Source organism: Afipia sp. Root123D2 (genome assembly GCF_001425835.1).
Taxonomy (GTDB): domain Bacteria; phylum Pseudomonadota; class Alphaproteobacteria; order Rhizobiales; family Xanthobacteraceae; genus Afipia.
In genome coordinates this window covers 461,904-481,366 of the sequence record NZ_LMDP01000003.1, presented here as the reverse complement: position 1 = coordinate 481,366, position 19,463 = coordinate 461,904, and the positions used below count along the sequence as shown (strand labels likewise).

Annotated in this window: 17 protein-coding genes and 1 pseudogene; 8 read left to right on the top strand and 10 right to left on the bottom strand. The window is 63.1% G+C overall.

Features of this window, described 5'->3' with window-relative positions:
* The first annotated feature begins 176 nt into the window (after window positions 1-176).
* Complete coding sequence (locus ASC80_RS17490; RefSeq protein WP_056299864.1) at window positions 177-1,808, top strand: FMN-binding glutamate synthase family protein; 1,632 nt, start codon at window positions 177-179, stop codon at window positions 1,806-1,808.
* A gap of 176 nt (window positions 1,809-1,984) precedes the next feature.
* Here ASC80_RS17490 and ASC80_RS17485 read toward each other — a convergent pair whose 3' ends face one another.
* The 3 genes from ASC80_RS17485 to ASC80_RS17475 all read right to left on the bottom strand — a co-directional run bounded on the left by ASC80_RS17485 (window position 1,985) and on the right by ASC80_RS17475 (window position 5,550).
* Complete coding sequence (locus ASC80_RS17485; RefSeq protein WP_056299862.1) at window positions 1,985-3,949, bottom strand: carbohydrate porin; 1,965 nt, start codon at window positions 3,947-3,949, stop codon at window positions 1,985-1,987.
* 365 nt (window positions 3,950-4,314) lie between these two features.
* Window positions 4,315-4,590, bottom strand: coding sequence for a hypothetical protein (locus ASC80_RS17480; RefSeq protein WP_056300940.1), 276 nt, complete (start codon window positions 4,588-4,590; stop codon window positions 4,315-4,317).
* Window positions 4,591-4,734: 144 nt separating this feature from the next.
* Window positions 4,735-5,550 carry a creatininase family protein gene (locus ASC80_RS17475; protein WP_056299860.1) on the bottom strand — a complete coding sequence of 272 codons (816 nt, stop codon included), beginning with the start codon at window positions 5,548-5,550 and terminating at the stop codon, window positions 4,735-4,737.
* Between the two features lie 124 nt (window positions 5,551-5,674).
* Here ASC80_RS17475 and ASC80_RS17470 point away from each other — a divergent pair, with 124 nt between their 5' ends.
* The 5 genes from ASC80_RS17470 to ASC80_RS17450 are packed head-to-tail and all read left to right on the top strand — an operon-like array spanning window position 5,675 to window position 10,067.
* Window positions 5,675-6,724, top strand: coding sequence for an ABC transporter substrate-binding protein (locus ASC80_RS17470; protein ID WP_056299857.1), 1,050 nt, complete (start codon window positions 5,675-5,677; stop codon window positions 6,722-6,724).
* A gap of 49 nt (window positions 6,725-6,773) precedes the next feature.
* Entirely contained in the window at window positions 6,774-7,544 is a 771-nt protein-coding gene (locus tag ASC80_RS17465; protein WP_056299854.1) for an ABC transporter ATP-binding protein, read from the top strand.
* Complete coding sequence (locus ASC80_RS17460) at window positions 7,541-8,341, top strand: ABC transporter permease (protein ID WP_056299852.1); 801 nt, start codon at window positions 7,541-7,543, stop codon at window positions 8,339-8,341. Before ASC80_RS17465 ends, ASC80_RS17460 begins: the two co-directional genes overlap by 4 nt.
* On the top strand, window positions 8,341-9,327 hold the full coding sequence (locus ASC80_RS17455) for a 2-hydroxyacid dehydrogenase (protein ID WP_056299849.1): 987 nt from the start codon (window positions 8,341-8,343) through the stop codon (window positions 9,325-9,327). The genes ASC80_RS17460 and ASC80_RS17455 overlap by 1 nt, the downstream gene beginning before the upstream one ends.
* A gap of 2 nt (window positions 9,328-9,329) precedes the next feature.
* A complete protein-coding gene (locus tag ASC80_RS17450) occupies window positions 9,330-10,067 on the top strand; it encodes an AprI/Inh family metalloprotease inhibitor (protein WP_056299846.1) in 738 nt (245 codons plus the stop codon).
* Window positions 10,068-10,241: 174 nt separating this feature from the next.
* Here ASC80_RS17450 and radC read toward each other — a convergent pair.
* From radC to ASC80_RS17430, 4 genes and pseudogenes are all read right to left on the bottom strand, one after another.
* Window positions 10,242-10,962, bottom strand: a pseudogene (radC, locus tag ASC80_RS17445) (RadC family protein).
* Window positions 10,963-11,071: 109 nt separating this feature from the next.
* Complete coding sequence (gene map / locus ASC80_RS17440) at window positions 11,072-11,899, bottom strand: type I methionyl aminopeptidase (RefSeq protein WP_056299843.1); 828 nt, start codon at window positions 11,897-11,899, stop codon at window positions 11,072-11,074.
* A gap of 128 nt (window positions 11,900-12,027) precedes the next feature.
* Window positions 12,028-12,741 carry a DNA/RNA nuclease SfsA gene (gene sfsA, locus ASC80_RS17435; RefSeq protein WP_056300936.1) on the bottom strand — a complete coding sequence of 238 codons (714 nt, stop codon included), beginning with the start codon at window positions 12,739-12,741 and terminating at the stop codon, window positions 12,028-12,030.
* 5 nt (window positions 12,742-12,746) lie between these two features.
* Complete coding sequence (locus ASC80_RS17430) at window positions 12,747-14,060, bottom strand: mechanosensitive ion channel family protein (protein WP_056299840.1); 1,314 nt, start codon at window positions 14,058-14,060, stop codon at window positions 12,747-12,749.
* 233 nt (window positions 14,061-14,293) lie between these two features.
* On the opposite strand from ASC80_RS17430, the gene ASC80_RS17425 reads away from it, so the two are divergent.
* A complete protein-coding gene (locus tag ASC80_RS17425; protein ID WP_056299838.1) occupies window positions 14,294-16,087 on the top strand; it encodes a potassium/proton antiporter in 1,794 nt (597 codons plus the stop codon).
* Here the strand turns inward: ASC80_RS17425 and ASC80_RS17420 are convergent.
* Together ASC80_RS17420 and ASC80_RS17415 are read right to left on the bottom strand one after the other, a co-directional pair.
* Window positions 16,084-16,869 (bottom strand): ABC transporter ATP-binding protein, encoded by a 786-nt coding sequence (locus tag ASC80_RS17420; RefSeq protein ID WP_056299835.1) that lies wholly within the window; start codon window positions 16,867-16,869, stop codon window positions 16,084-16,086. The genes ASC80_RS17425 and ASC80_RS17420 overlap by 4 nt on opposite strands.
* Window positions 16,866-17,876 (bottom strand): FecCD family ABC transporter permease, encoded by a 1,011-nt coding sequence (locus tag ASC80_RS17415; protein WP_056299831.1) that lies wholly within the window; start codon window positions 17,874-17,876, stop codon window positions 16,866-16,868. Before ASC80_RS17415 ends, ASC80_RS17420 begins: the two co-directional genes overlap by 4 nt.
* Window positions 17,877-17,947: 71 nt before the next feature.
* Here ASC80_RS17415 and ASC80_RS17410 point away from each other — a divergent pair, with 71 nt between their 5' ends.
* Window positions 17,948-18,796, top strand: coding sequence for an ABC transporter substrate-binding protein (locus ASC80_RS17410; protein ID WP_056299828.1), 849 nt, complete (start codon window positions 17,948-17,950; stop codon window positions 18,794-18,796).
* On the opposite strand, the gene modC is transcribed toward ASC80_RS17410, so the two are convergent.
* Entirely contained in the window at window positions 18,780-19,463 is a 684-nt protein-coding gene (gene modC, locus ASC80_RS17405) for a molybdenum ABC transporter ATP-binding protein (RefSeq protein ID WP_056299825.1), read from the bottom strand. The genes ASC80_RS17410 and modC overlap by 17 nt on opposite strands.

Genomic DNA, 19,463 nt, shown 5'->3' with positions numbered 1-19,463 from the left:
GGGACGCGTCGGCCGGCGCGGATTCGAAAAACACGATCTCCGGCAAAACGTGCAATCTTTGTGTATACTGCGGGAGTTTTCCGGGATGATGCCCGGTTTGTAACTTTTGTCATTCTGGCGCATCCATCTTGATCTAGGAAATTGCCCAGTCCGCGCGTCTTGCCATCGGGGATGTCATGGAAACGCTTATGCTACCGTTCTCGCCGCGTTTCATCATTCTGACGATCTGCGCGGTCATCACGGCGCTTCTGGTGACGCTCGGCGGCTTCGAGCCCAGGCTCTTCAAGTTTCTCTGGATACCGATCCTGATTTTCGGCGGGCTGACAGCGCTCGGCTTCAGCGATCTCTTGCAAAAGAGCCATGCGGTGCTGCGCAATTATCCGATTACCGCGCACATCCGTTTTCTGCTGGAAGAAATCCGCCCCGAGATGCGGCAGTATTTCTTCGAGAGCGAAAAGGACGGCAAGCCGTTCAGCCGCGATACCCGCGCTGTGGTCTATCAGCGCGCCAAGATGGTGCTCGACAAACGCCCATTCGGCACTCAGGAGGACATTTACGGAGACGGCTACGAATGGATGCATCATTCGGTCGCACCCAAGCCGCTTTCCGATGCGCATTTCCGGATCACGATCGGCGGTCCGGATTGCGCCAAACCGTACTCGGCATCGGTGCTCAACATTTCGGCGATGAGCTTCGGCGCGCTCAGCCCGAACGCAGTGCGAGCACTCAATGCCGGCGCGAAGAAGGGTAACTTTGCGCATGACACCGGCGAAGGCGGTGTCAGCCCCTATCATCGCGAGAATGGCGGCGATCTGATCTGGGAAATCGGATCGGGCTATTTCGGCTGTCGCAACCGCGATGGTTCGTTCAATGCCGAAGAGTTCGCGCGCGTCGCGACCGACGACCAGATCAAGATGGTCGAGCTGAAAGTCAGCCAGGGTGCCAAGCCCGGCCATGGCGGCGTGCTGCCGGCGGCGAAAGTTTCCGAAGAAATTTCAAGGATTCGCGGCGTCGCGATGGGCGAGGATTGCATTTCGCCTGCTTCGCATCGTGCCTTCTCGACGCCGATCGAGATGATGAAATTCATTGGCGAGATGCGGCGGTTGTCCGGTGGCAAGCCCGCCGGCTTCAAGCTGTGCATCGGCCATCGCTGGGAATTCCTCGCGATTTGCAAGGCGATGCTGGAAACCGGCATCTATCCGGACTTTATTGTGGTCGACGGCAACGAAGGCGGCACCGGCGCGGCACCGGCCGAATTCATGGATCACCTCGGCATGCCGATGCGCGAGGGCGTGAACTTCGTTCATAACGCGCTGATCGGTATCAACGCGCGCGATCGGATTCGCGTTGGCACCGCCGGCAAGATCGCGACCGCGTTCGATCTGGCGCGGGCGATGGCGCTCGGGGCCGATTGGTGCAACTCGGCGCGCGCTTTCATGTTTGCGCTCGGCTGCATCCAGTCGCTGAGTTGTCATACCGATCGCTGCCCGACCGGCGTGACGACGCAGGACCCCACGCGCAATCGCGCGCTGGTGGTGCCGGACAAAACCACCCGCGTGTACAATTATCACCGCGCCACGCTCCATGCCTTGGCGGAGCTGCTCGCTGCCTCGGGTCTTCAGCACCCGCAGGAGATCCGGCCGATCCATTTCTCGCACCGGATTTCCAGCACCGATGTGCTGTCGTTCGCGCGGCTCTATCCGCAGCTTCGTCCCGGCGAGTTGCTGGATGGCACCGACAACCCCCGCTTCCGCGACGCCTGGGAGCTTGCGCAGGCAAGCTCGTTCGCGGCGAAGGCGTTGATGTGAGGTCTCATCGAGGCATGTGAACGGTGCTTGCGTGACATTTCCGACGGGCGGGCCGCGATCCTGCCTCACATGTGAATGTCATCACCGGCCTTGTGCCGGTGATCCGGTCTAGACCGGCAGAGTGCGTCTCTAAACGAGATGGCCGAAACAAGTCCGGCCATGACAGATCGCGCGATTCAAAACTCCCCACGCAGACGCCCGGAGAAGATCGATACCGGTCCGCGGTCGGCGTTGTAGGCCGGGTTCTGCACGAACTGGTAGTCGGCGGTGAAGGTCATGTGCTTGGTCAGCGCGAGCGCGTAGTACGCCTCGATGATGCTTTCCTCGCGATAGTTGAGCCGGCCGTCGCCGATCAGTGGCCCGAGTCCGCCGGCGGCGACGAAGTCGCGATGGTCGCGCGACAGCGCGTTGACTGCGCCGGCGATGCCGATCACATCGTCCGGGCGGCCCCATGATGTGCCCTTGAGCGAAGCCCCGAGCGACAGGCTGGCGTCGATGTCGGTGAAAGCCATGATCTCGGTCTTGCCGTTGTTCCAGCTCCAGCGGCCGAACAGGCCGATATCGTCGGTCACGGCTTGCTCGACGTTGAATACATAGCCGTATTTGAAGCGGCCCTTGCGGGTCTGGGCGATGTCGAGATTAAGCGCCGGGTTGTCGAACGTTTCGCGGTAGCTTCCCGAGAACGCGCTGTTGAGCCAGGCGATGGTGCGGAATTTTCCGGGCCTGCCGAACAGCGCGTAGCGCTGCTCGAGTTCGAGCGCATAAGTGCCGCGCTCGAACACGCGCATGTCGAAATTGGCGGAATTCGATTCCGCATCCATCAGGAAATAGCCGGCGCGCACAGCCCACGATTTCTGGTTGAACTCGGCGGCGACGCCGTAGGTGCCGCCGAGTTTGTCTGCGGCATAGTCGAACGCGCCGGGCGCCCAGATCGCCCAGTTCATGAAATCCTTGCGCGGGTCCTTGGCGTAGGCGTTGTTGTCGAACACATCGAGCACCGCGAACTTGCCGGCCTGAATCGTCAGCCGCGAGACGTCGACCTTGCCGCCGAGCTGGGTCGGGCCGCTTTCCAGCGTTTCCTGTTCGCCGCCGAAGCCAAAGGTTTGGCGCAGATAGAGGCGCGTCGGATTGAAGCGCGGTGAGGGGAAGTTCGATTTCTGCGCTTCGCCGCTGGAGAAGCCGGCAAGGCCGACGGTGTCGCTGAGGCCGAAGCCCTGCGAGAGTTCGGGATTGAAATAGACTTCTCCGCCGTCCCACAGCCGCGCGTTGAGATAAAGGCTGTTGCTCCATGTCGCCTTCGCCTGCGCGTTGGGCGAGAGAGAGTTGATGCCGGAGTAGGGCGCGTGGAAGCTCGGATAGCCCTGCGCCAGATAAGTGGACTGTCCGTAGATTTCCCACATATCCGAGCCGCTCGTGTTGCTCGCGTTTGTGGATGGTGGCTTGCCCGATCCCGGCCAGTCGATCTTGCGGTTGAGGCCGATGCGCACGGTCTGGAAATCCATCGCCGACGCAGAGCGCGTGCCCGACGCCAGCGTGACGTCGGCATCGCCGAAGCTGCTGTAGAGATATTCGAGCCGCGCGGTCCATTGCGGCGCGATCGCATATTCGAATCCCGCACCTGCCGCCCAACCGGTGCGGGTATGGAGCTTTTTCTCGTCCAGTCCTGACGGCGGTGTGTTGAGAAAGCGCTCGCCGGTCCAGGCGAAGCCGGCGGTTGCGTAGATCATCCAGTCCGGCGCGGCGTAGCCGATACGGCCGCGCAGCGTTCCCACGTAATCCATCCGCTCGATCAGATCGGAGTTCACGGTGATGATGCGCGAGACATTGGTGTTGGATTCGAGGGCGCTTGGAAACGTCAGGTCCGCCTCGACGCCAAGCAGCAAGCGCGATGGCAGCACGACGTTGTATCCGGCCTGGACGCCGCCATTGACGCCGCTGTAGGTGTGGTTGCTCGCGAAAGGTGCCGGATCGAAAATGGTCGCGCTTGATTGGCCACCGCCATAGCCGAAATGCGCGCCGATATAGAGCCCACGCCAGTCAAACGGTTCAGCGGGCGGAAACGGCCGCGGCAGATCGGCGGCCACAGCGATGCCGCCGAAGGGAAGAACGCCAAGAAGTAGACTGGCATAGATCCGCTTCATGAGGTGCGCTCTCCCGGGTCGCTTGCGGCGACGGAGGGGTAATGGCATCGCCGCGCAGCCGTCAGCATGGGTCACCGGGGGCGGGCCGTCACCACCGGAAGAAATGAATGGGTGGGCTGTCTTCCGGTTGTCACGGATTTTCACGATGAGATGTCCCCCGAAGCTTGGGATCAACCAAATCGTTATTGCGAATTGCTGTCAACTATTTTTGCGAATAGTTTGCAACTAGCTCGCCTTTCTAACGGGATGCTGAACCGCAGAGACGGACCAGACAAGAAAAGGCCCACCCGGGGGGACAACCGGGCGGGCCCTGGCCGGCGCGATGTGGATGAGGCACCGTGCCGGACGCAACTCAAGAAGTTGGATTAGTAATCGCAGGTGCGGACGCGGCCGACATAATTGCCGTATGCGTCGAACTGGCGAACCCAGGCGCAGCGGCGATAGGCATAGCCGTCGGCATAAACCGGGGCGCCATAAGCGCTGCTGGCGACCGCCGCGCCGAACAGCGCACCGGCGGCGAGGCCGACGCCGATCCCGATGCCGCGGTGACCCGCTTCGGCCTGCTGTGTGGTGGCCGCGAGGCTGCCGCTCAGGGCAAGGCTGGCAACGGCGAAAGCGGCGATTTTGGTCTTGATCGACATGAGACTCTCCATCCTCAATCGGGGGCGGACATCATGTCCGCATGTCCATTGGTGGGGGGTGCGCGCCAATCGGTTCGATCTCGGCGGCAGAAATTTTCTGTCAGTCGAAACACAAAGTATTTCAGGGATTTAATGGGTGCCTGCTCAGGCCTTGGGGCGGTGCGTGAGCATTTTGAGGTCGAACGCCTGCATGTCGGCGAGCAATTCGCAGAACGCGCGCGCGCCATGATCGAGCAATTGCCGGCCCTTGTCCGCTGTTGCCAGGGTGGCGTCACCAGTCACGCCGCTGGCGTGAAGATCCTGCGCCTGCCAGGCGAACGGCGCCGGACGATGCGCTGACAGCCAGTGGAAATCCTTGTCCATCTGCGCGCTGACGGGACGAAAGTTCGCAATCTTGTCGTTGCGGACGTGCTGAGGATGCGCCGCCAGCATGATCGAGGTTTCGATCGCGCCGCCGTGGACGCCGTGCCGCACTTCATCGACGGCGAACAGTCCATCGGGCATGCCGAAGCGATGCCAACCGGTGGCAACCACCAGCATCTCGTGCCGCGCGCGCAGTTCTTGCGCCACCAGCGTCATCGCCGCGCTGTTGCCGCCGTGACTCGTGACCATCACCAGTTTGCGGATACCGGCGCGCGCCACGCTTTCGCCGAGCGCCATCCAGCTCTGCAGCGCCACCTCGGGCGGCAGCGTCAGCGTGCCGCGATAGTCGATGTGCTCGGTTGAAATACCGATTGACTGAACCGGCAGGAAGGTCGCGGGAATGTCTTTCGGTAGGATGTCATGGACACGTGCCAGAAACGCCTCGGCGATCATGCTGTCGGTGCCGAGCGGCAGATGCGGGCCATGCTGTTCTGTGGCAGCCAGCGGTAATACCGCGATCCAGTCCGCGCAGGCGGCGGCGTCGATGTCCGGCCAGCGGAGATGGGTCCAGTCGCGGGGAGGAATCGTGCCTGTCATCGCCGTTTCATTGCATCGATTTGCGGAGTAACTTGAGAGTCCTCATTGGCCTCGATCCCAAAAATCCATGGATCGTGCGCCCTCGGTTCCTATCATGGGCCAGAATGATCGACGGAGTCCAATCATGACCCCAGCCCTTTTGCTGCGAGCGTTAACCACCGGTGTCGCCGTGTTGGCGCTGGCGGGCTCCGCATCGGCGCAAAAAGCGGCTCCTCCGCCGGCCCCGACGCTGGACAAGGTGTCGTTCGGCACCAACTGGGTGGCCGAAGCCGAGCATGGCGGGTTCTTTCAGGCGGTCGCCGATGGTACCTACAAGAGCTACGGCCTCGATGTCACGATCGTGCCGGGCGGTCCCAACGTCAACAACCGGGTGCTGCTGGTTGCGGGCAAGCTCGACTTCTTCATGAGCGCCAATAATCTGCAATCACTCGACGCCGTGGCTAACAAGGTACCGGTGGTCGCGGTGGCGGCGATGTTCCAGAAGGATCCGCAGGTGTTTCTCGCGCATCCGGAATCCAAAGTGAAAACACTTGAAGATCTCAAGCCGCTGACGCTGTTCGTGTCGAAGGAAGGGATGCCGACCTATTTTCAGTGGCTGAAAACCGAGTTCAAGTTCAGCGAAGACAAGGTGAAACCCTACACATTCAACGCGCAGCCTTTTATCGCCGACAAGAACAGCGCGATGCAGGGCTATGTGACATCCGAGCCGTTCGCGGTCGAGAAGCAGGCGAAGTTCAAGCCGACGGTGATCCTGCTCGCCGACTATGGCTTCAACGCTTATTCGACGCTGATCGAGACCCGCTCGAAGCTCGCCGACGACAAGCCAGATCTGGTGCAGCGTTTCGTCGATGCGTCGATCATCGGCTGGTATCATTACATCTACGGCGACAACAAGCCGGGCAACGATCTGATCAAGAAATTGAATCCGGAGATGAGCGACGAACTGCTTGCCTATTCCGTCGCCAAGATGAAGGAATACGGCATTGTCGATTCCGGTGACACGCTCAAGGACGGCATCGGCGCCATGAGCGATGACCGGATGGCGGATTTTTTCAGCAAGATGGTGCGTGCCGGCGTGGTCAAACGCGACATCGATTACCGCAAGGCCTATACGCTGCGGTTCGTCAACAAGGGCGTCGGTCTCGACCTGCGGCCCGATAAGTCCAGCAAGTAATGGCGGCGCGGTGAGCGATACCCCGATCCTCGAATCCGATAGCACGGCGATGTCGTCCGCGGGCATCGCCGTCAGTCTGCGCGATGTCACCAAGGTCTATGATAACGGCGTGATGGCGCTGGGGCCGATCGACCTCGATGTGCGCAAAGGCGAGTTCATCTCGCTGCTCGGGCCTTCGGGCTGCGGCAAATCCACCGCTCTGCGCATTATAGCCGGGCTCAGTGCGCCGACGGCGGGTCGTGTCGGGACCTTGTCCGGCGCGCATGGCGGCGGGCGCGGCATCGGCTTCGTCTTTCAGGAGCCGACGCTGATGCCGTGGGCGAGCGTGCGTGACAATGTCCGGCTGCCGTTCCGGCTCGGTGCGCGCGGCGATGCGGATGCGCGCATCAACGATGCGCTGGCACAGGTCGGGTTAAGCGAATTCGCCGATGTCTATCCGCGCGAACTGTCTGGCGGCATGAAGATGCGGGTGTCGCTGGCGCGGGCGCTCGCCACCGATCCTGACATCCTGCTGATGGATGAGCCGTTCGCAGCACTCGACGAGATCACCCGCTTCAAGCTGAACAACGATCTGCTGACGTTGTGGCGCAAGCTGAAAAAGACCGTGATCTTCGTCACTCACTCGGTGTTCGAGTCGGTCTATCTGTCGCAACGGGTCATCGTCATGACGCCACGGCCGGGGCGGATCGCAGCGGAATGCCGCATCGATGCGCCGGAGCCGCGCGGCGAGGATTTCCGCACGTCGGGCGAATACGCCGCGCACTGCCGCGAAGTCTCCGCCGCGCTGGCGCAGGCATCCGATGTGAGGGCCGGCCGATGACGGCGGGCGAGACATCCGCGACCAAACTGCTGCGCATCGTTCTGCCGGTGGTGGTTCTCATGGCGACCGTTGCGGTTTGGGAAGCGTTCGTGCGCGTCCGGGGCATCCCGCCGTACATTTTGCCGGCTCCCAGTCTGGTGCTGCAAACGTTGATCCATGACTGGGCGGTGCTGTTCGCGTCGCTGCTGACGACCTTGCTGACCACGCTGGAAGGTTTCGCCGCGGCGGCGGTCGGCGGCATTGCGCTTGCGCTGTTGTTCAGCCGCTCGAAATGGCTCGAGTATTCGCTGCTGCCCTATGCGGTGATTCTGCAGGTGACGCCGGTGATCGCGATTGCGCCTTTGCTTTTGATCTATCTGCCGCAACATGCCGCCGTGGTGGCGTGCGCATGGATCGTGGCGTTCTTTCCGGTGCTGGCCAACACCACGCTCGGGCTCAAGTCCGTGGATCGGAACCTGACCGGATTGTTTCAACTGTATGGTGCGTCACGAACCCAGACGCTGCGCTACCTGAAACTGCCCTCGGCGCTGCCCTATATTCTCGGCGGCTTGCGGATCGCGGGCGGACTATCGCTGATCGGTGCGGTGGTCGCTGAAATCGCTGCCGGTTCGGCCGGCGCCGGGTCCGGACTGGCGTACAGGATCGCGGAATCGGGCTACCGTCTCAACATTCCGCGCATGTTCGCGGCCCTGCTGCTGCTGTCCGTCGCCGGGATTGTGATTTATATGGTTCTCTCGCTGGTGTCGTATCTTGTGCTACGACGCTGGCACGAAAGTGCGCTTGGAAAGGATATCTGATGGCTGCTGCAAACAATTCCCAAGAAAAGATCGACCTGCTGATTTACGGCCAATCCAAGCCGACCGTTGACAACGGTTTCCCGCCGAATTTCGTCCTGCACAAGGCCCAGAGCCATCACGATCTCGAACGCCTGTCGGCCGATGTCGTTGGTCGCATCCGAGGCATCGCCGTCACCGGCCTCGTCAAGGCCGACAAGGCCGCGCTGTCGCATTTTCCGAAACTTGAAATCGTTTCGAGCTTCGGCGTTGGTTACGACCATGTCGACTCGAGCTTTGCCCGCGACAACAATATCATCGTCACCAACACACCGGACGTGCTGACCGAGGAGGTCGCCGATGTCGCGCTGGGTCTGCTGATTGCGACGCTGCGCGAGTTTCTGGGGGCTGATCGCTATGTGCGCGACGGCAAGTGGGCCACCAAGGACTATCCGCTGAGCAAGGGCTCACTGCGCAGCCGCACCGTCGGCATGGTCGGCATGGGCCGCATCGGCCAGGCGATCGCGCGCCGTCTCGAGGCGTCGCAGGTCGCGGTGGTCTATCATTCGCGCAATCCGGCGAAGGGCGTGAAGAACAAGCACTATCCCAGCCTGCTGGAGATGGCGAAGGATGTCGACACGCTGGTCGTCATCACGCCGGGCGGCGCTTCGACCGCGAAGATCGTCAACGCCGATGTGATGAAGGCGCTCGGCCCGACCGGCGTGATCGTCAACGTTGCGCGCGGATCGGTGATCGATGAAGTGGCGCTGATCGCCGCACTCAAGGACGGCACCATCATGGCCGCTGGCCTCGATGTGTTCGCAGCCGAGCCGAACGTGCCTGAGGAACTGCGCGCGCTGCAGAACGTCGTGCTGCTGCCGCACATCGGATCGGCCTCCATCGCGACGCGCAATGCGATGGATCAGCTGGTCGTCGACAATCTGAAACTGTGGTTCGACGGCAAGGCGCCGCTGACGCCGATTGCCGAAACGCCCGTCAAAGCCCGCTGACCATGGCTCGGGCCGCGCCTAGCTCCGTGATCAATGGTTTATGCTCCTTCGGGAGTGTCGTGGCTTGCGCCGCGATCGCTATTGTCGTCGCGGGCTGGTCGCAGGCTCTTGCGCAGAGCGGGACATCGTTGACCGAAAACATGGTCGGGCAATGGGAGTTCTCCACGGCGGGCCGCGACAAGACCTGCGTTGTCACGTTGCGCGGCGACGCGGTGCGGCAGGACGGCAAGAGGCTGGAGCTTGAAAAGGGTTGCGGCGAGGTCTTGCCTTTCATGAAAAGCGTCGCGTCGTGGAGCATCAAGGGGCTGGACATCGTTCGCCTTCAGGACGCGCAGGGCCAGCCGGTGATCGACATGACCGAGGTTGAGAGCGGCATTTTCGAGGGCTTGCGTCCGGGCGAGGGCGTCTATCTGTTGCAGAATCTCGAAGCCGCACGAGCATTGTCGAAATCCGCTGACCAGATGATCGGCGACTGGTCGATGGTGCGCGGCAACGGCAACGCCATTTGCGGACTGACGCTCACCAACACCGATGCCGGCGACGGCAACTTCCAGGTTTTTCTCAAGCCGCGCTGCGATGCCATGGTCGCGAGCTTCGCGCCGACGCTGTGGCGCATCGAGCGCGGCGAAATGCTGTTGCAGTCGGCCAAGGGCGAGGTCTGGCGTTTTGAAGCCGATGACAACGCGCAATGGCGGCGCGTTCCCGACAGCGCAGATCCCCTGATCATGATGCGGCAATAGATTTCCGCGAGCGAAATGTGGGTGCGTAGAACTTGAAAGGCGTCATGCCCGGCCTTTGGGCCGAGCACTCACTCTTCTTCTGGCAGGAAATCTAAGACGTGGATGGCCGGGACAAGCTGAGCCGTGACGAGATAATTGCGTAATGGATCATACGAGTGAAATCGCGTCCGGCTATCACATCAGCCGCAGGCCCTTCAGGCTGGCATGGCCGTTCTTGCCGACGATGATGTGATCGTGAACCGAGATGCCCAGCGAACTGGCGATCGCGATGATTGATTTTGGTCATCTGAATGTCGGCGGTTGAGGGTGTCGGATCGCCCGATGGATGATTGTGGACCAGAATGATCGCCGTAGCCGACAGTTCGAGGGCACGCTTGACGACTTCACGCGGGTAGACCGGCGTGTGGTCGATCGTGCCGACCTGTTGCAACTCGTCGGCAATGAGCTGGTTGCGCTTGTCGAGGAACAGGATGCGAAACTGCTCCTTGTCGGCGAAGGCCATCGCCGCGCGGCAATAGTCGATCACCGAGGACCATGAGGACAAGACGGTGCGCTGCTTGAGCTGTCCCTTGGCGACGCGGCTCGCGGCGGCCGCGATCAGCTTCAACTCGGTCACGGCGGCATCGCCGAGGCCGCTGGTTTCGCGCAACCGCGCTTCGGGCGCATGAACGACCTCGGCGAACGATCCGAATTTTCCGATCAGCGTCTTGGCCAGAGGTTTGACGTCGCGGCGTGGCAGCGCGCGGAACAGCACCATTTCGAGCAGTTCGTAGTCGGACAGCGCATCGGCGCCGGCGTCGCGAAAACGGTCGCGCAGCCGCTCGCGGTGGCCGTGATAGTGCGGCGCTTCGGAAAAGCCGCCTGGCTTGGAAGAGTCGTCGGACATTTCAGACATGGCAGGCAATGTCGCTCGCGTGACATGCCAACCATGCCGCGCTGAATCCGATTTGCAATAGCCAAATGTTCCGATGACCGGAGTTTTACCGCAATCGGACGAAGCCGCGTCAGGCCGTCGCGTAAGGCGGCTTGTCGAGCTTGCCGGGAGAGAGCGTGAAGATCTCGACGCCGGTCTGGGTGACGCCGACCGAATGCTCGAACTGCGCCGACAACGAGCGGTCGCGGGTCACCGCGGTCCATCCGTCGGAAAGGATTTTGACGTGCGGTTTGCCGAGATTGATCATCGGCTCGATCGTGAACAGCATGCCGGGGCGCAGCACGACGCCTTCACCCGGCCGGCCGATATGGATGATGTTCGGCTCGTCGTGAAACAGGCGGCCGAGACCGTGCCCGCAGAAATCGCGCACCACGCTCATCTGTTGCGGTTCGACAAAGCTCTGGATCGCATGGCCGATGTCGCCGGTGGTGGCGCCGGGCTTGACGGCGGCGATCCCGCGCATCATCGCCTCGTAGGTCACGTCCATCAGTCGTTCGGCGCGGCGCGATACTGCGCCAACCGCGTACATGCGGCTGGAATCGCCATACCAGCCGTCGACGATGAACGTCACGTCGATATTGACGATGTCGCCTTCCTTGAGGGCGCGGTCACCGGGCATGCCGTGACAGACGACATGATTGATGGAGGTGCAGGTCGAATAGCGGTAGCCGCGATACATCAGCGTCGCCGGAAAGGCGCCGTGGCCGAATGCGAACTTGCGGACGAAATCGTCGATCTGCGAGGTGAAGATACCGGGCCGAACGATGGACGCAAGCTCGTCGAGGCACCGCGCCACCAAGGCGCCGGCCTTGCGCATCCCGGCGAAGGCGGCAGGGCCATGCAGCTTGATCTGCCCGGTCTTGCGCAGGGAGGCGTCGGTGGCTTCAACGTAATTCATGTCAGCGTCGTTCGTGGGGCCGGAGTGTGGAAATGATTGGAGAATTTCCCCCAATCTAATGGATCGGGCCGGTTGTGCAAGCCGCCGACACGGCGGGGCAGATCACTCTTATTGTCTATTGTCTATCGTCAGGACTGGATCGGAACAGGCCGATCGAGAGTGATGCCTTGGCGGCTGAGCTTGCAGGTCCAGGCGAGCGCCTCGACGCCGGCCTCGCGCGCCCGGTCAAAAGCGCGGCCATAGGCGGGGTCGATGTCGCGCGCCAGCGAAAAGGCCGTCGCGGAACCAATCTGGATCACGAACAACATCACCGCCCTGTTCCCGGCCGCGACCATCGCGGCCAGCTCATCGAGATGCTTCGCGCCGCGCGCCGTCACCGAATCCGGAAATTCAGCGATGCCGGATGAGCGCATCAGATGGACGTTCTTGACCTCGACATAGCAGGGCGGCCGCTCGGGCCGCTCGAGCAGGAAATCGACCCGCGAGCCGGTGCCGTATTTCACCTCGCGGCGAATGGTCGTGTAGCCGGCCAGTTCGGGGATCGTCTCCGCCGCCAGCGCGGCCGCGACCACCGGATTGGGGTGCATGGTGTTGACCCCGACCAGTTCGGGGCCGCCGCCGAAATCGGCTTCGATCAATTCCCATGACCACGGCAGCTTGCGCGCGGCGTTGGCCGATTTCGACAGCCAGACTCGAGCGCCCGGCGTTTGCAGGCCGGTCATCGCGCCGGGATTGGCGACATGCACGGTCGCGATAGTGCCGTCCGCGAATTCGACGTCAGCGAGAAAACGCTTGTAGCGCCGCAGCAGCGTCGCGGGAGTGAGATCTCCGGAAAACGTCAGCACGCTCAGCCCGGTCCTTCGACAATGGTTTCCACCGGCAAGGCGCCGCCGCGCACCCGGATCTCGCGCACCGGGTACGGCACGCGGATATTCTCCTGCTTGAACGCCTGCCACAGCGCCAGCATGACGTCGCTGCGGACGTTGTCCATTCCGGCGTAAGGGTCGTCGATCCAGAAGGTGAGCGAGAACTTCATTCCGGTTTCCGCGAATTCCGCGAGCAGGCAGTTCGGCGGCTTCTGCCCGCTGACGCGCGGGGTCTTGGTTGCGATGTCGACGGCGAGCTTGCACACCAGATTCGGGTCGGCATCGTAGTTGGTGCTGAAGTTGACCTTCACCAGCGTATTCTTGTCGGTGTAGGTCCAGTTGACGACCTTCTGGGTGATGAGGTCCTCGTTCGGGATCAGGAATTCGCGGCCGTCGCCGGCGGCCACCGAGATATAGCGGGTGTTCATCGCGCTGATGCGGCCGAAATTATCGCCGATGGTGACGAGGTCGCCAGGCTTCACCGACTTGTCGGCGAGCAGGATGATGCCGCTGATGAAATTGGAAATGATCTTTTGCAGGCCGAAGCCGATGCCGACGCCGACCGCGCCGGAGAAGAACGCGAAGGCCGACAGATCGATGCCGACCGCCGACATCACGATCGCGACGGCCACCACGATCAGCGACACCCGCATCAGCTTGATCAGCAGAACCTGAACCGACGGCGTCAGATCGCGGGTCCGGACGATCCGGCTCTCGAGGAAGTCTCCGCCGATGCTGGCCAGCCACAAGGCAACGGCGAGAAACACCGTGACCTTGATGATGAGGAGAGGCGTCAGGCGCAGCGATCCGAGCATGATCGAGACGGAATCAAGTGCCGCGACCGCCGGCTCCAGCTGCCCGATGATGCTCAGCGCGGCGATGGCCCATGCGACGATCGAGACGACGCGGACAACGAAGTCGTTCCGGATCAGGCTGGTGGCGAGGCGGATGATCAGCCAGGCGGACGCGAGGCTGAACGCCGTCGCCAGCAGGTAGCTCCGGCTTGGCCATGTCGTATGGACCATGACGAGGCGGACAAGGCCGATCAGCGCCGCAAAGATCACGGTGCCGATGCTGCCGATCAGCACCCGGATGAACAGCCGCAGCGGACCGGGCCAGCCCATGCCGAGCGAGGGGCTGTCGATGCGTGCGCGCAGCAGGCTCGCGATCGCCATCGCGGCCCCTGCGGCGGCGATGAGAATGCCGGCCTGGACATAAAACCACGGCGCCGTGATCTCGGCGCCGACCGCGCGGGCGGCGGTCTGCAAGGTGGTCAGAATGTCATCCCAATCCATCGGCGGGTCTCTCTGGCAATGGTGCTGTCTCGTGCCGCGAGGGCGATTCTCGTGGCTGATTCGGGATGCCGCGAGATTTCCATATTTGTAGCATTACGGCTGCCGGCAAATTGTTCGCGGTGATGATTTTACACCAGCCGATCCGCTGTGTTGCGAGCGCGCACAAATCGTTTGGTGATCCGGCATTGCGACGATAAGCATGGACTTCAGTTCTCCGAGGTCCTCAGCCGTTCATGGCATCTCTGGATGCAGTCAGCATAGCCGTTCTTCTTGGCGCCGTTCTCGTGATGGCGGGCATTCTGTCGAGTGTCCTGGCCCTGCGTTTCGGCGCTCCGTTGCTGCTGGTCTTTCTGTTTGTCGGCATTTTAGCCGGTGAAAGCGGCCCCGGCGGGCTGCACTTTGACGATGTTCGGGTCGCCTATCTGGTGGGGTCGGTGGCGCTGGCGCTGATCCTGTTCGACGGCGGCCTCAAAACCCGGTTTCAGAGCATTCGCGCGGTGCTTGGCCCGTCGGTGATTCTGGCGACCGTCGGCGTCCTGGTCACGGCCCTGCTGACGGCTCCGGTGGCCAAATATGCACTCGATATCGGCTGGGCCGAAGCGCTTCTGGTCGGCGCTGTCGTCGCCTCGACCGACGCCGCGGCAGTGTTCCTGCTGATTCATGCTCAGGGGCTGCGGCTGCGGCCGCGCGTCGGCGCCACGCTTGAGGTGGAATCGGGAACCAACGATCCGTTCGCGGTATTCCTGACGCTGATGCTGGTCGAACTGCTGTCGCTTGGGCAGACGTCGGGGACGCATATCGCGATCCAGTTTGCCCGCGAGACCTCGCTTGGTGTCCTGGCCGGCATGGTCGGCGGCCGGCTGGTGGTGCTGGCGCTCAACCGCGTCGCCTTGCCGCAGGGGCTGCACGCACCGTTCGTGACCACGGCGGCGCTGGTGATCTTTGGTTTCGCCCAGATCTTCCATGGCTCCGGGTTCCTTGCCGTCTATCTCGCCGGCCTGGTGGTCGGCAATCGGCCGACGCGAGCGCACAATTCGGTGGTGACCTTTCTCGATGCCGCCACCTGGCTTGCGCAGATCGTGATGTTCGTTCTGCTCGGCCTGCTGGTCTCGCCGCAGCGGCTCCTCAACACGGCATTGCCGGCGTTGGCTGTTGCGTTTGTGTTGATGCTGGTGGCACGGCCTGCCGCCGTATTCCTGTGCCTCGCACCGTTCCGTTTTCAGTGGCGCGAAAAAATTTTCATCGCCTGGGTCGGCTTGCGCGGCGCGGTCGCGATCTTTCTCGCCTCGATACCGCTGTTGCTGGAATTGCCGAACGCCTACATCTATTTCGATGTCGCCTTCGTGGTCGTCATGATCTCGCTGCTGCTGCAGGGCTGGACACTCGGGGCCGCCGCTCGTCGTCTCCAGGTCGCTCTGCCGCGCACAGACCGGGGGCCGCGCCGTATCGAACTTGATTTGCCCGGCCAACTCGAACAGCAGCTGGTCGGCTATTCGGTGCGCGCCAATAGCCTGTTTCTGCGGCGCGGTCTGTTTCCGTCATGGTCGAAGCCGACACTCGTTATCCGCGACGAAAAGATTCTGTCCCCGGACGAAGCCCAGCCCTACGTCAAGGGCGACTATGTATATCTTCTGGCGCCGCCGGAGCGCGCCGAGGCGCTCGATCGTTTCTTTGTCGATACGCCGCCTTTGCCTGTGCCCGATCCACATCTGCTCGGCGACTTCATGGTCGCGGGCAATGTGACGCTGGGTGCGCTCGCGGAAATCTACGGCGTCGAGATTAACCCAGCCGATGCATCACGTTCGCTGGCGGATTATTTCGACATGCACCTGATCAAGGCGCCGCGCATCGGTGCCGAATTGCCGTTGGGCGCGATCATGCTGGTGGCGCGAAGCATCGGTGGTGGCCGCGTCAACGTCGTCGGCCTGCGATTGCCGGAAGACGAAGCGCCGGCCTTTCCTCCGGCAACGAAACGCGCGCGGCTGCGCAAAAAGGCGAATGGCATCTGGAAAGCGCTGGCCGGCTAGAGCGCGCGCGACGGGATCAGCAGCGGGCCATCCGGCGTTTCAACGCGATTGACGGAAATGCCGAATACGGCGGCGATGCGGTCCGGCGTCAGGGCCAGCGGCGGCGTGTCGTTGGCGACGATGCGACCCTCGTTCATCAGCACCACGCGGTCGGCGAAGCGCATCGCCAGCGTCAGGTCGTGGATGATAGCGAGCACCGCGGCGCCCTGATGGGCGATCTGCTGCAGCAGTTCCATGACGATCAGCTGATGCCGCTCGTCGAGCGACGCTGTCGGCTCATCGGCGATCAGCACGGGAGCTTCGGTCGCGAGCGCCCGCGCCATCGCCACCCGTGCCCGTTCACCGCCGGACAGCGTGGTGATCGTGCGCGTGGCGAAATCCTCGGTCGCCGTCGCCTCCATCGCACGCTGGATCGCGGCGCGGTCGGCGGCGGATTGCTGCGAGAGCGGATCGGCATGTGGCTCGCGGCCGAGCGCGATAATGCTGCGCACGCTCATCGGCCAGTGAAATTGATGCCCCTGCGGCAGATAGGCGAGCGCGCGGGCGCGAGCGCGAGGCGGCATGGCGGTGAGATCGCCGCCGTCGAAGGTGACGCTGCCGTTGAACGCAAGCACACCGGCCATCGCGCGCGCCAGCGTGGTCTTCCCGGCGCCGTTCGGCCCGGCGAGAATTGTCAGTTCGCCAGTGTTCAGGGCCATGGTCGCATCGTCGACGATGCTGCGTCGTCCGCGGATCACGCTGACGTTTCGGGCCGAGAGGCGCGGCGCGGTGTCCGGTTTCATTGCGAGCTGTCCTCCAGCACGCGACGCTCGCGGAAGATCATCGCAAGAAAGAACGGCACGCCGATCAGCGCGGTGACCACGCCGATCTTGATTTCGACGGCGCCCGGCACAAGGCGCACCGCGATATCGGCGGCGATCAGCAGGGCTGCTCCGGCAAGCGCCGATGGCAGCAGCACGCGCGCCGGATCAGACCCGTAGAACCGCCGCACCAGATGCGGCGCGACCAGGCCGACGAACGAGATTGCGCCGGCGACCGCGACCGCGGCGCCGACGCCAAGTGCGACGCCGATCACCACCAGCACACGGGTGCGCTCGACATTGATCCCGAGCGACGCAGCCGCATCCTCGCCGAGGGTCAGGGCGCGGAACGCACCGGCGTTGAGCGCGAGAATGATCCAGCTTGCGATCATGAATGGCGAGGCCAGCCAGACATGATCCATGCTGCGGTCGCGCAGCGAGCCGAGCAGCCAGAACGCAATCTCCAGCGCGATGTAGGGGTTGGGCGCGAGATTGATGATCAGCGCAATCGCCGCGCCGGCGAGTGAGGCCAGCGCGAGGCCTGCGAGCAACGTTACCGTCAGCGATGCCCGCCGTCCCGCGATCGCGACCAGTGCGCCGACCGACAGCAACGCGCCAGCGATCCCGCCGAGCGGTACCGCCAGCGACAGCGCACCGGCGAAGCCGAATGCCATGATCGCCGCTGCTGCAGCCGCCCCCGCCTGAGGTGCGCCGAACAGCGACGGCTCCGCCAACGGATTGCGCAACAATCCCTGCAACGACGCCCCGGCGATGCCGAAGGTTGCGCCGATCAGTGCCGCCAGCAGGGTGCGGGGCAGGCGAATATCGCGCACGATGATCGAGGCCACGCCCTGATCGGAGACGAGTGAGGTAGCGACTGTGCGCAACGAGAAATGCGCCGGGCCCGTCATCAGCGACAACGCAAGCAGCGCCGTCACCAGAACGGCGAGTCCCACGGTCAGCCAGCGGCCTTGTTTGTCGACGCCCATTGCGATCCGGTATGATGGCCACGGCGCAAGGACGCTGACGCGGCGCGATGGCCGTGGCATAACAGGTCGTCATGACCAAGAAAACCTCTATCGCCGCGCTCACCGGCCTTGCCATGTTGATCGGCGTGTGCGGTTTCGCGGGCCGGTCGCAGGCGCAAGATGTGCCGAAGCATATCGTCTCGTTCAATCTCTGCGGCGACCAGCTTCTGGTGGCGCTGGCCGATCCCGGTCAGATCGCCGGTCTGTCGCCCTATGCCGCCAATGCGGCGTTGTCGGTGGTGGCGAAAGAGGCGATGAAATTTCCGCGCCTCGACTGGAACACCGAGTCGGTCGTCAATCTCGCGCCCGATCTTATTCTGGTCGGACCGAGCGATCGCCCGACGCGAGCGATACTGAGCGCGACCGGATTGCGGGTGGTCGAAGTCGGCCTGATCAGCGATCTCGCTGCGGCGCGCCAGCAGGCCCGCGAGATCGGCGCGCTGATCGGACATCCGGAGCGCGGTGAAGCGCTGGCGCACGCTCTCGAGCAGGCCGAGCAGAAACTGGCCGCGGTCGCGTTCAAGCCGCCGCGCACGGCATCCGTAGTCCAGCGCGGAGGCTGGACCGAGGGTCCGCAGAGTCTGGTGTCGGCGATGTTGACGGTCGCGGGTCTGCGGTCGCCGCCGTTTGCAGCCGCAGGTTTCGGCGGCTACGTCTCGATGGAGCAATTGCTGGTCGACGGTCCCGACATTCTGGTTCTGCAGGATCCGCCGCGTGAGGCCGCCGATCAGGGTGCATTGTTCATCACCCATCCGGCGCTGCTGGCAAAGTACGGGCCGAAGCGCAGAATCGACATGCCGTCGCGTTACGCGCTGTGTGGCGGGCCGGCACTGGTGCAGGGGCTGGATTTTCTGAGCGCCGCGATCACGGCGCTCCGTTGATCGTGCGCGGCAGCACGTCCGGCCCGCCGAAGGCGGCGACTCGACCGCGCTTCAGCATCACGATGTTGCCGGCAAGCTGCAGCATCTCGTCGGGATCGTGGCTGACATAGACCATCGGTACACTGCGTTCGTCGCGCAGCCGGATCAGGTAGGGCAGGATTTCCGCCTTGCGGCTTTCATCGAGCGAGCCGAGTGGTTCGTCGAGCAGCAGCAGGCGCGGCTTGATCAGCAATGCGCGGCCGAGAGCAACGCGCTGACGTTCGCCGCCGGACAGTTGCGCCGGCCGGCGGCGCAGCAGATGGCCGATGTCGAGCAGGCCGATCACCCGCTCGACCTGCGCCGGATCGCGCGGCAACCCATTCATGCGCCGGCCGTAGTCGAGGTTCTGGTCGACATTGAGGTGCGGAAACAGCCGCGCTTCCTGAAACACGTAACCGATTCGGCGCCGATGCGGTGGCAGATGAATCCGGGCCGCGGTGTCGTCCAGGATTTCGCCATTGACGGTGATCGTGCCGCGATCGGGCCGGATCAAGCCGGCGATCATGTTGACGAGCGTGGTTTTGCCGGCACCGGATGCGCCGAACAGGCCGGTGACGCGGCTGTCGCTCTCGAACGATACGTCAAGCGTGAAATCGCCAAGCCGTTTTGCGGCGTTCATCGACAGCAT

Excerpts from the sequence above, each read along its gene's own strand:
- ASC80_RS17490 (WP_056299864.1), top strand. The coding sequence starts at position 177 with ATGGAAACGCTTATGCTACCGTTCTCGCCGCGTTTCATCATTCTGACG.
- ASC80_RS17485 (WP_056299862.1), bottom strand. The coding sequence starts at position 3,949 with ATGAAGCGGATCTATGCCAGTCTACTTCTTGGCGTTCTTCCCTTCGGC.
- ASC80_RS17480 (WP_056300940.1), bottom strand. The coding sequence starts at position 4,590 with ATGTCGATCAAGACCAAAATCGCCGCTTTCGCCGTTGCCAGCCTTGCC.
- ASC80_RS17475 (WP_056299860.1), bottom strand. The coding sequence starts at position 5,550 with ATGACAGGCACGATTCCTCCCCGCGACTGGACCCATCTCCGCTGGCCG.
- ASC80_RS17470 (WP_056299857.1), top strand. The coding sequence starts at position 5,675 with ATGACCCCAGCCCTTTTGCTGCGAGCGTTAACCACCGGTGTCGCCGTG.
- ASC80_RS17465 (WP_056299854.1), top strand. The coding sequence starts at position 6,774 with ATGTCGTCCGCGGGCATCGCCGTCAGTCTGCGCGATGTCACCAAGGTC.
- ASC80_RS17460 (WP_056299852.1), top strand. The coding sequence starts at position 7,541 with ATGACGGCGGGCGAGACATCCGCGACCAAACTGCTGCGCATCGTTCTG.
- ASC80_RS17455 (WP_056299849.1), top strand. The coding sequence starts at position 8,341 with ATGGCTGCTGCAAACAATTCCCAAGAAAAGATCGACCTGCTGATTTAC.
- ASC80_RS17450 (WP_056299846.1), top strand. The coding sequence starts at position 9,330 with ATGGCTCGGGCCGCGCCTAGCTCCGTGATCAATGGTTTATGCTCCTTC.
- map (WP_056299843.1), bottom strand. The coding sequence starts at position 11,899 with ATGAATTACGTTGAAGCCACCGACGCCTCCCTGCGCAAGACCGGGCAG.
- ASC80_RS17430 (WP_056299840.1), bottom strand. The coding sequence starts at position 14,060 with ATGGATTGGGATGACATTCTGACCACCTTGCAGACCGCCGCCCGCGCG.
- ASC80_RS17425 (WP_056299838.1), top strand. The coding sequence starts at position 14,294 with ATGGCATCTCTGGATGCAGTCAGCATAGCCGTTCTTCTTGGCGCCGTT.
- ASC80_RS17420 (WP_056299835.1), bottom strand. The coding sequence starts at position 16,869 with ATGAAACCGGACACCGCGCCGCGCCTCTCGGCCCGAAACGTCAGCGTG.
- ASC80_RS17415 (WP_056299831.1), bottom strand. The coding sequence starts at position 17,876 with ATGGGCGTCGACAAACAAGGCCGCTGGCTGACCGTGGGACTCGCCGTT.
- ASC80_RS17410 (WP_056299828.1), top strand. The coding sequence starts at position 17,948 with ATGACCAAGAAAACCTCTATCGCCGCGCTCACCGGCCTTGCCATGTTG.
- modC (WP_056299825.1), bottom strand. The coding sequence starts at position 19,463 with ATGCTGTCGATGAACGCCGCAAAACGGCTTGGCGATTTCACGCTTGAC.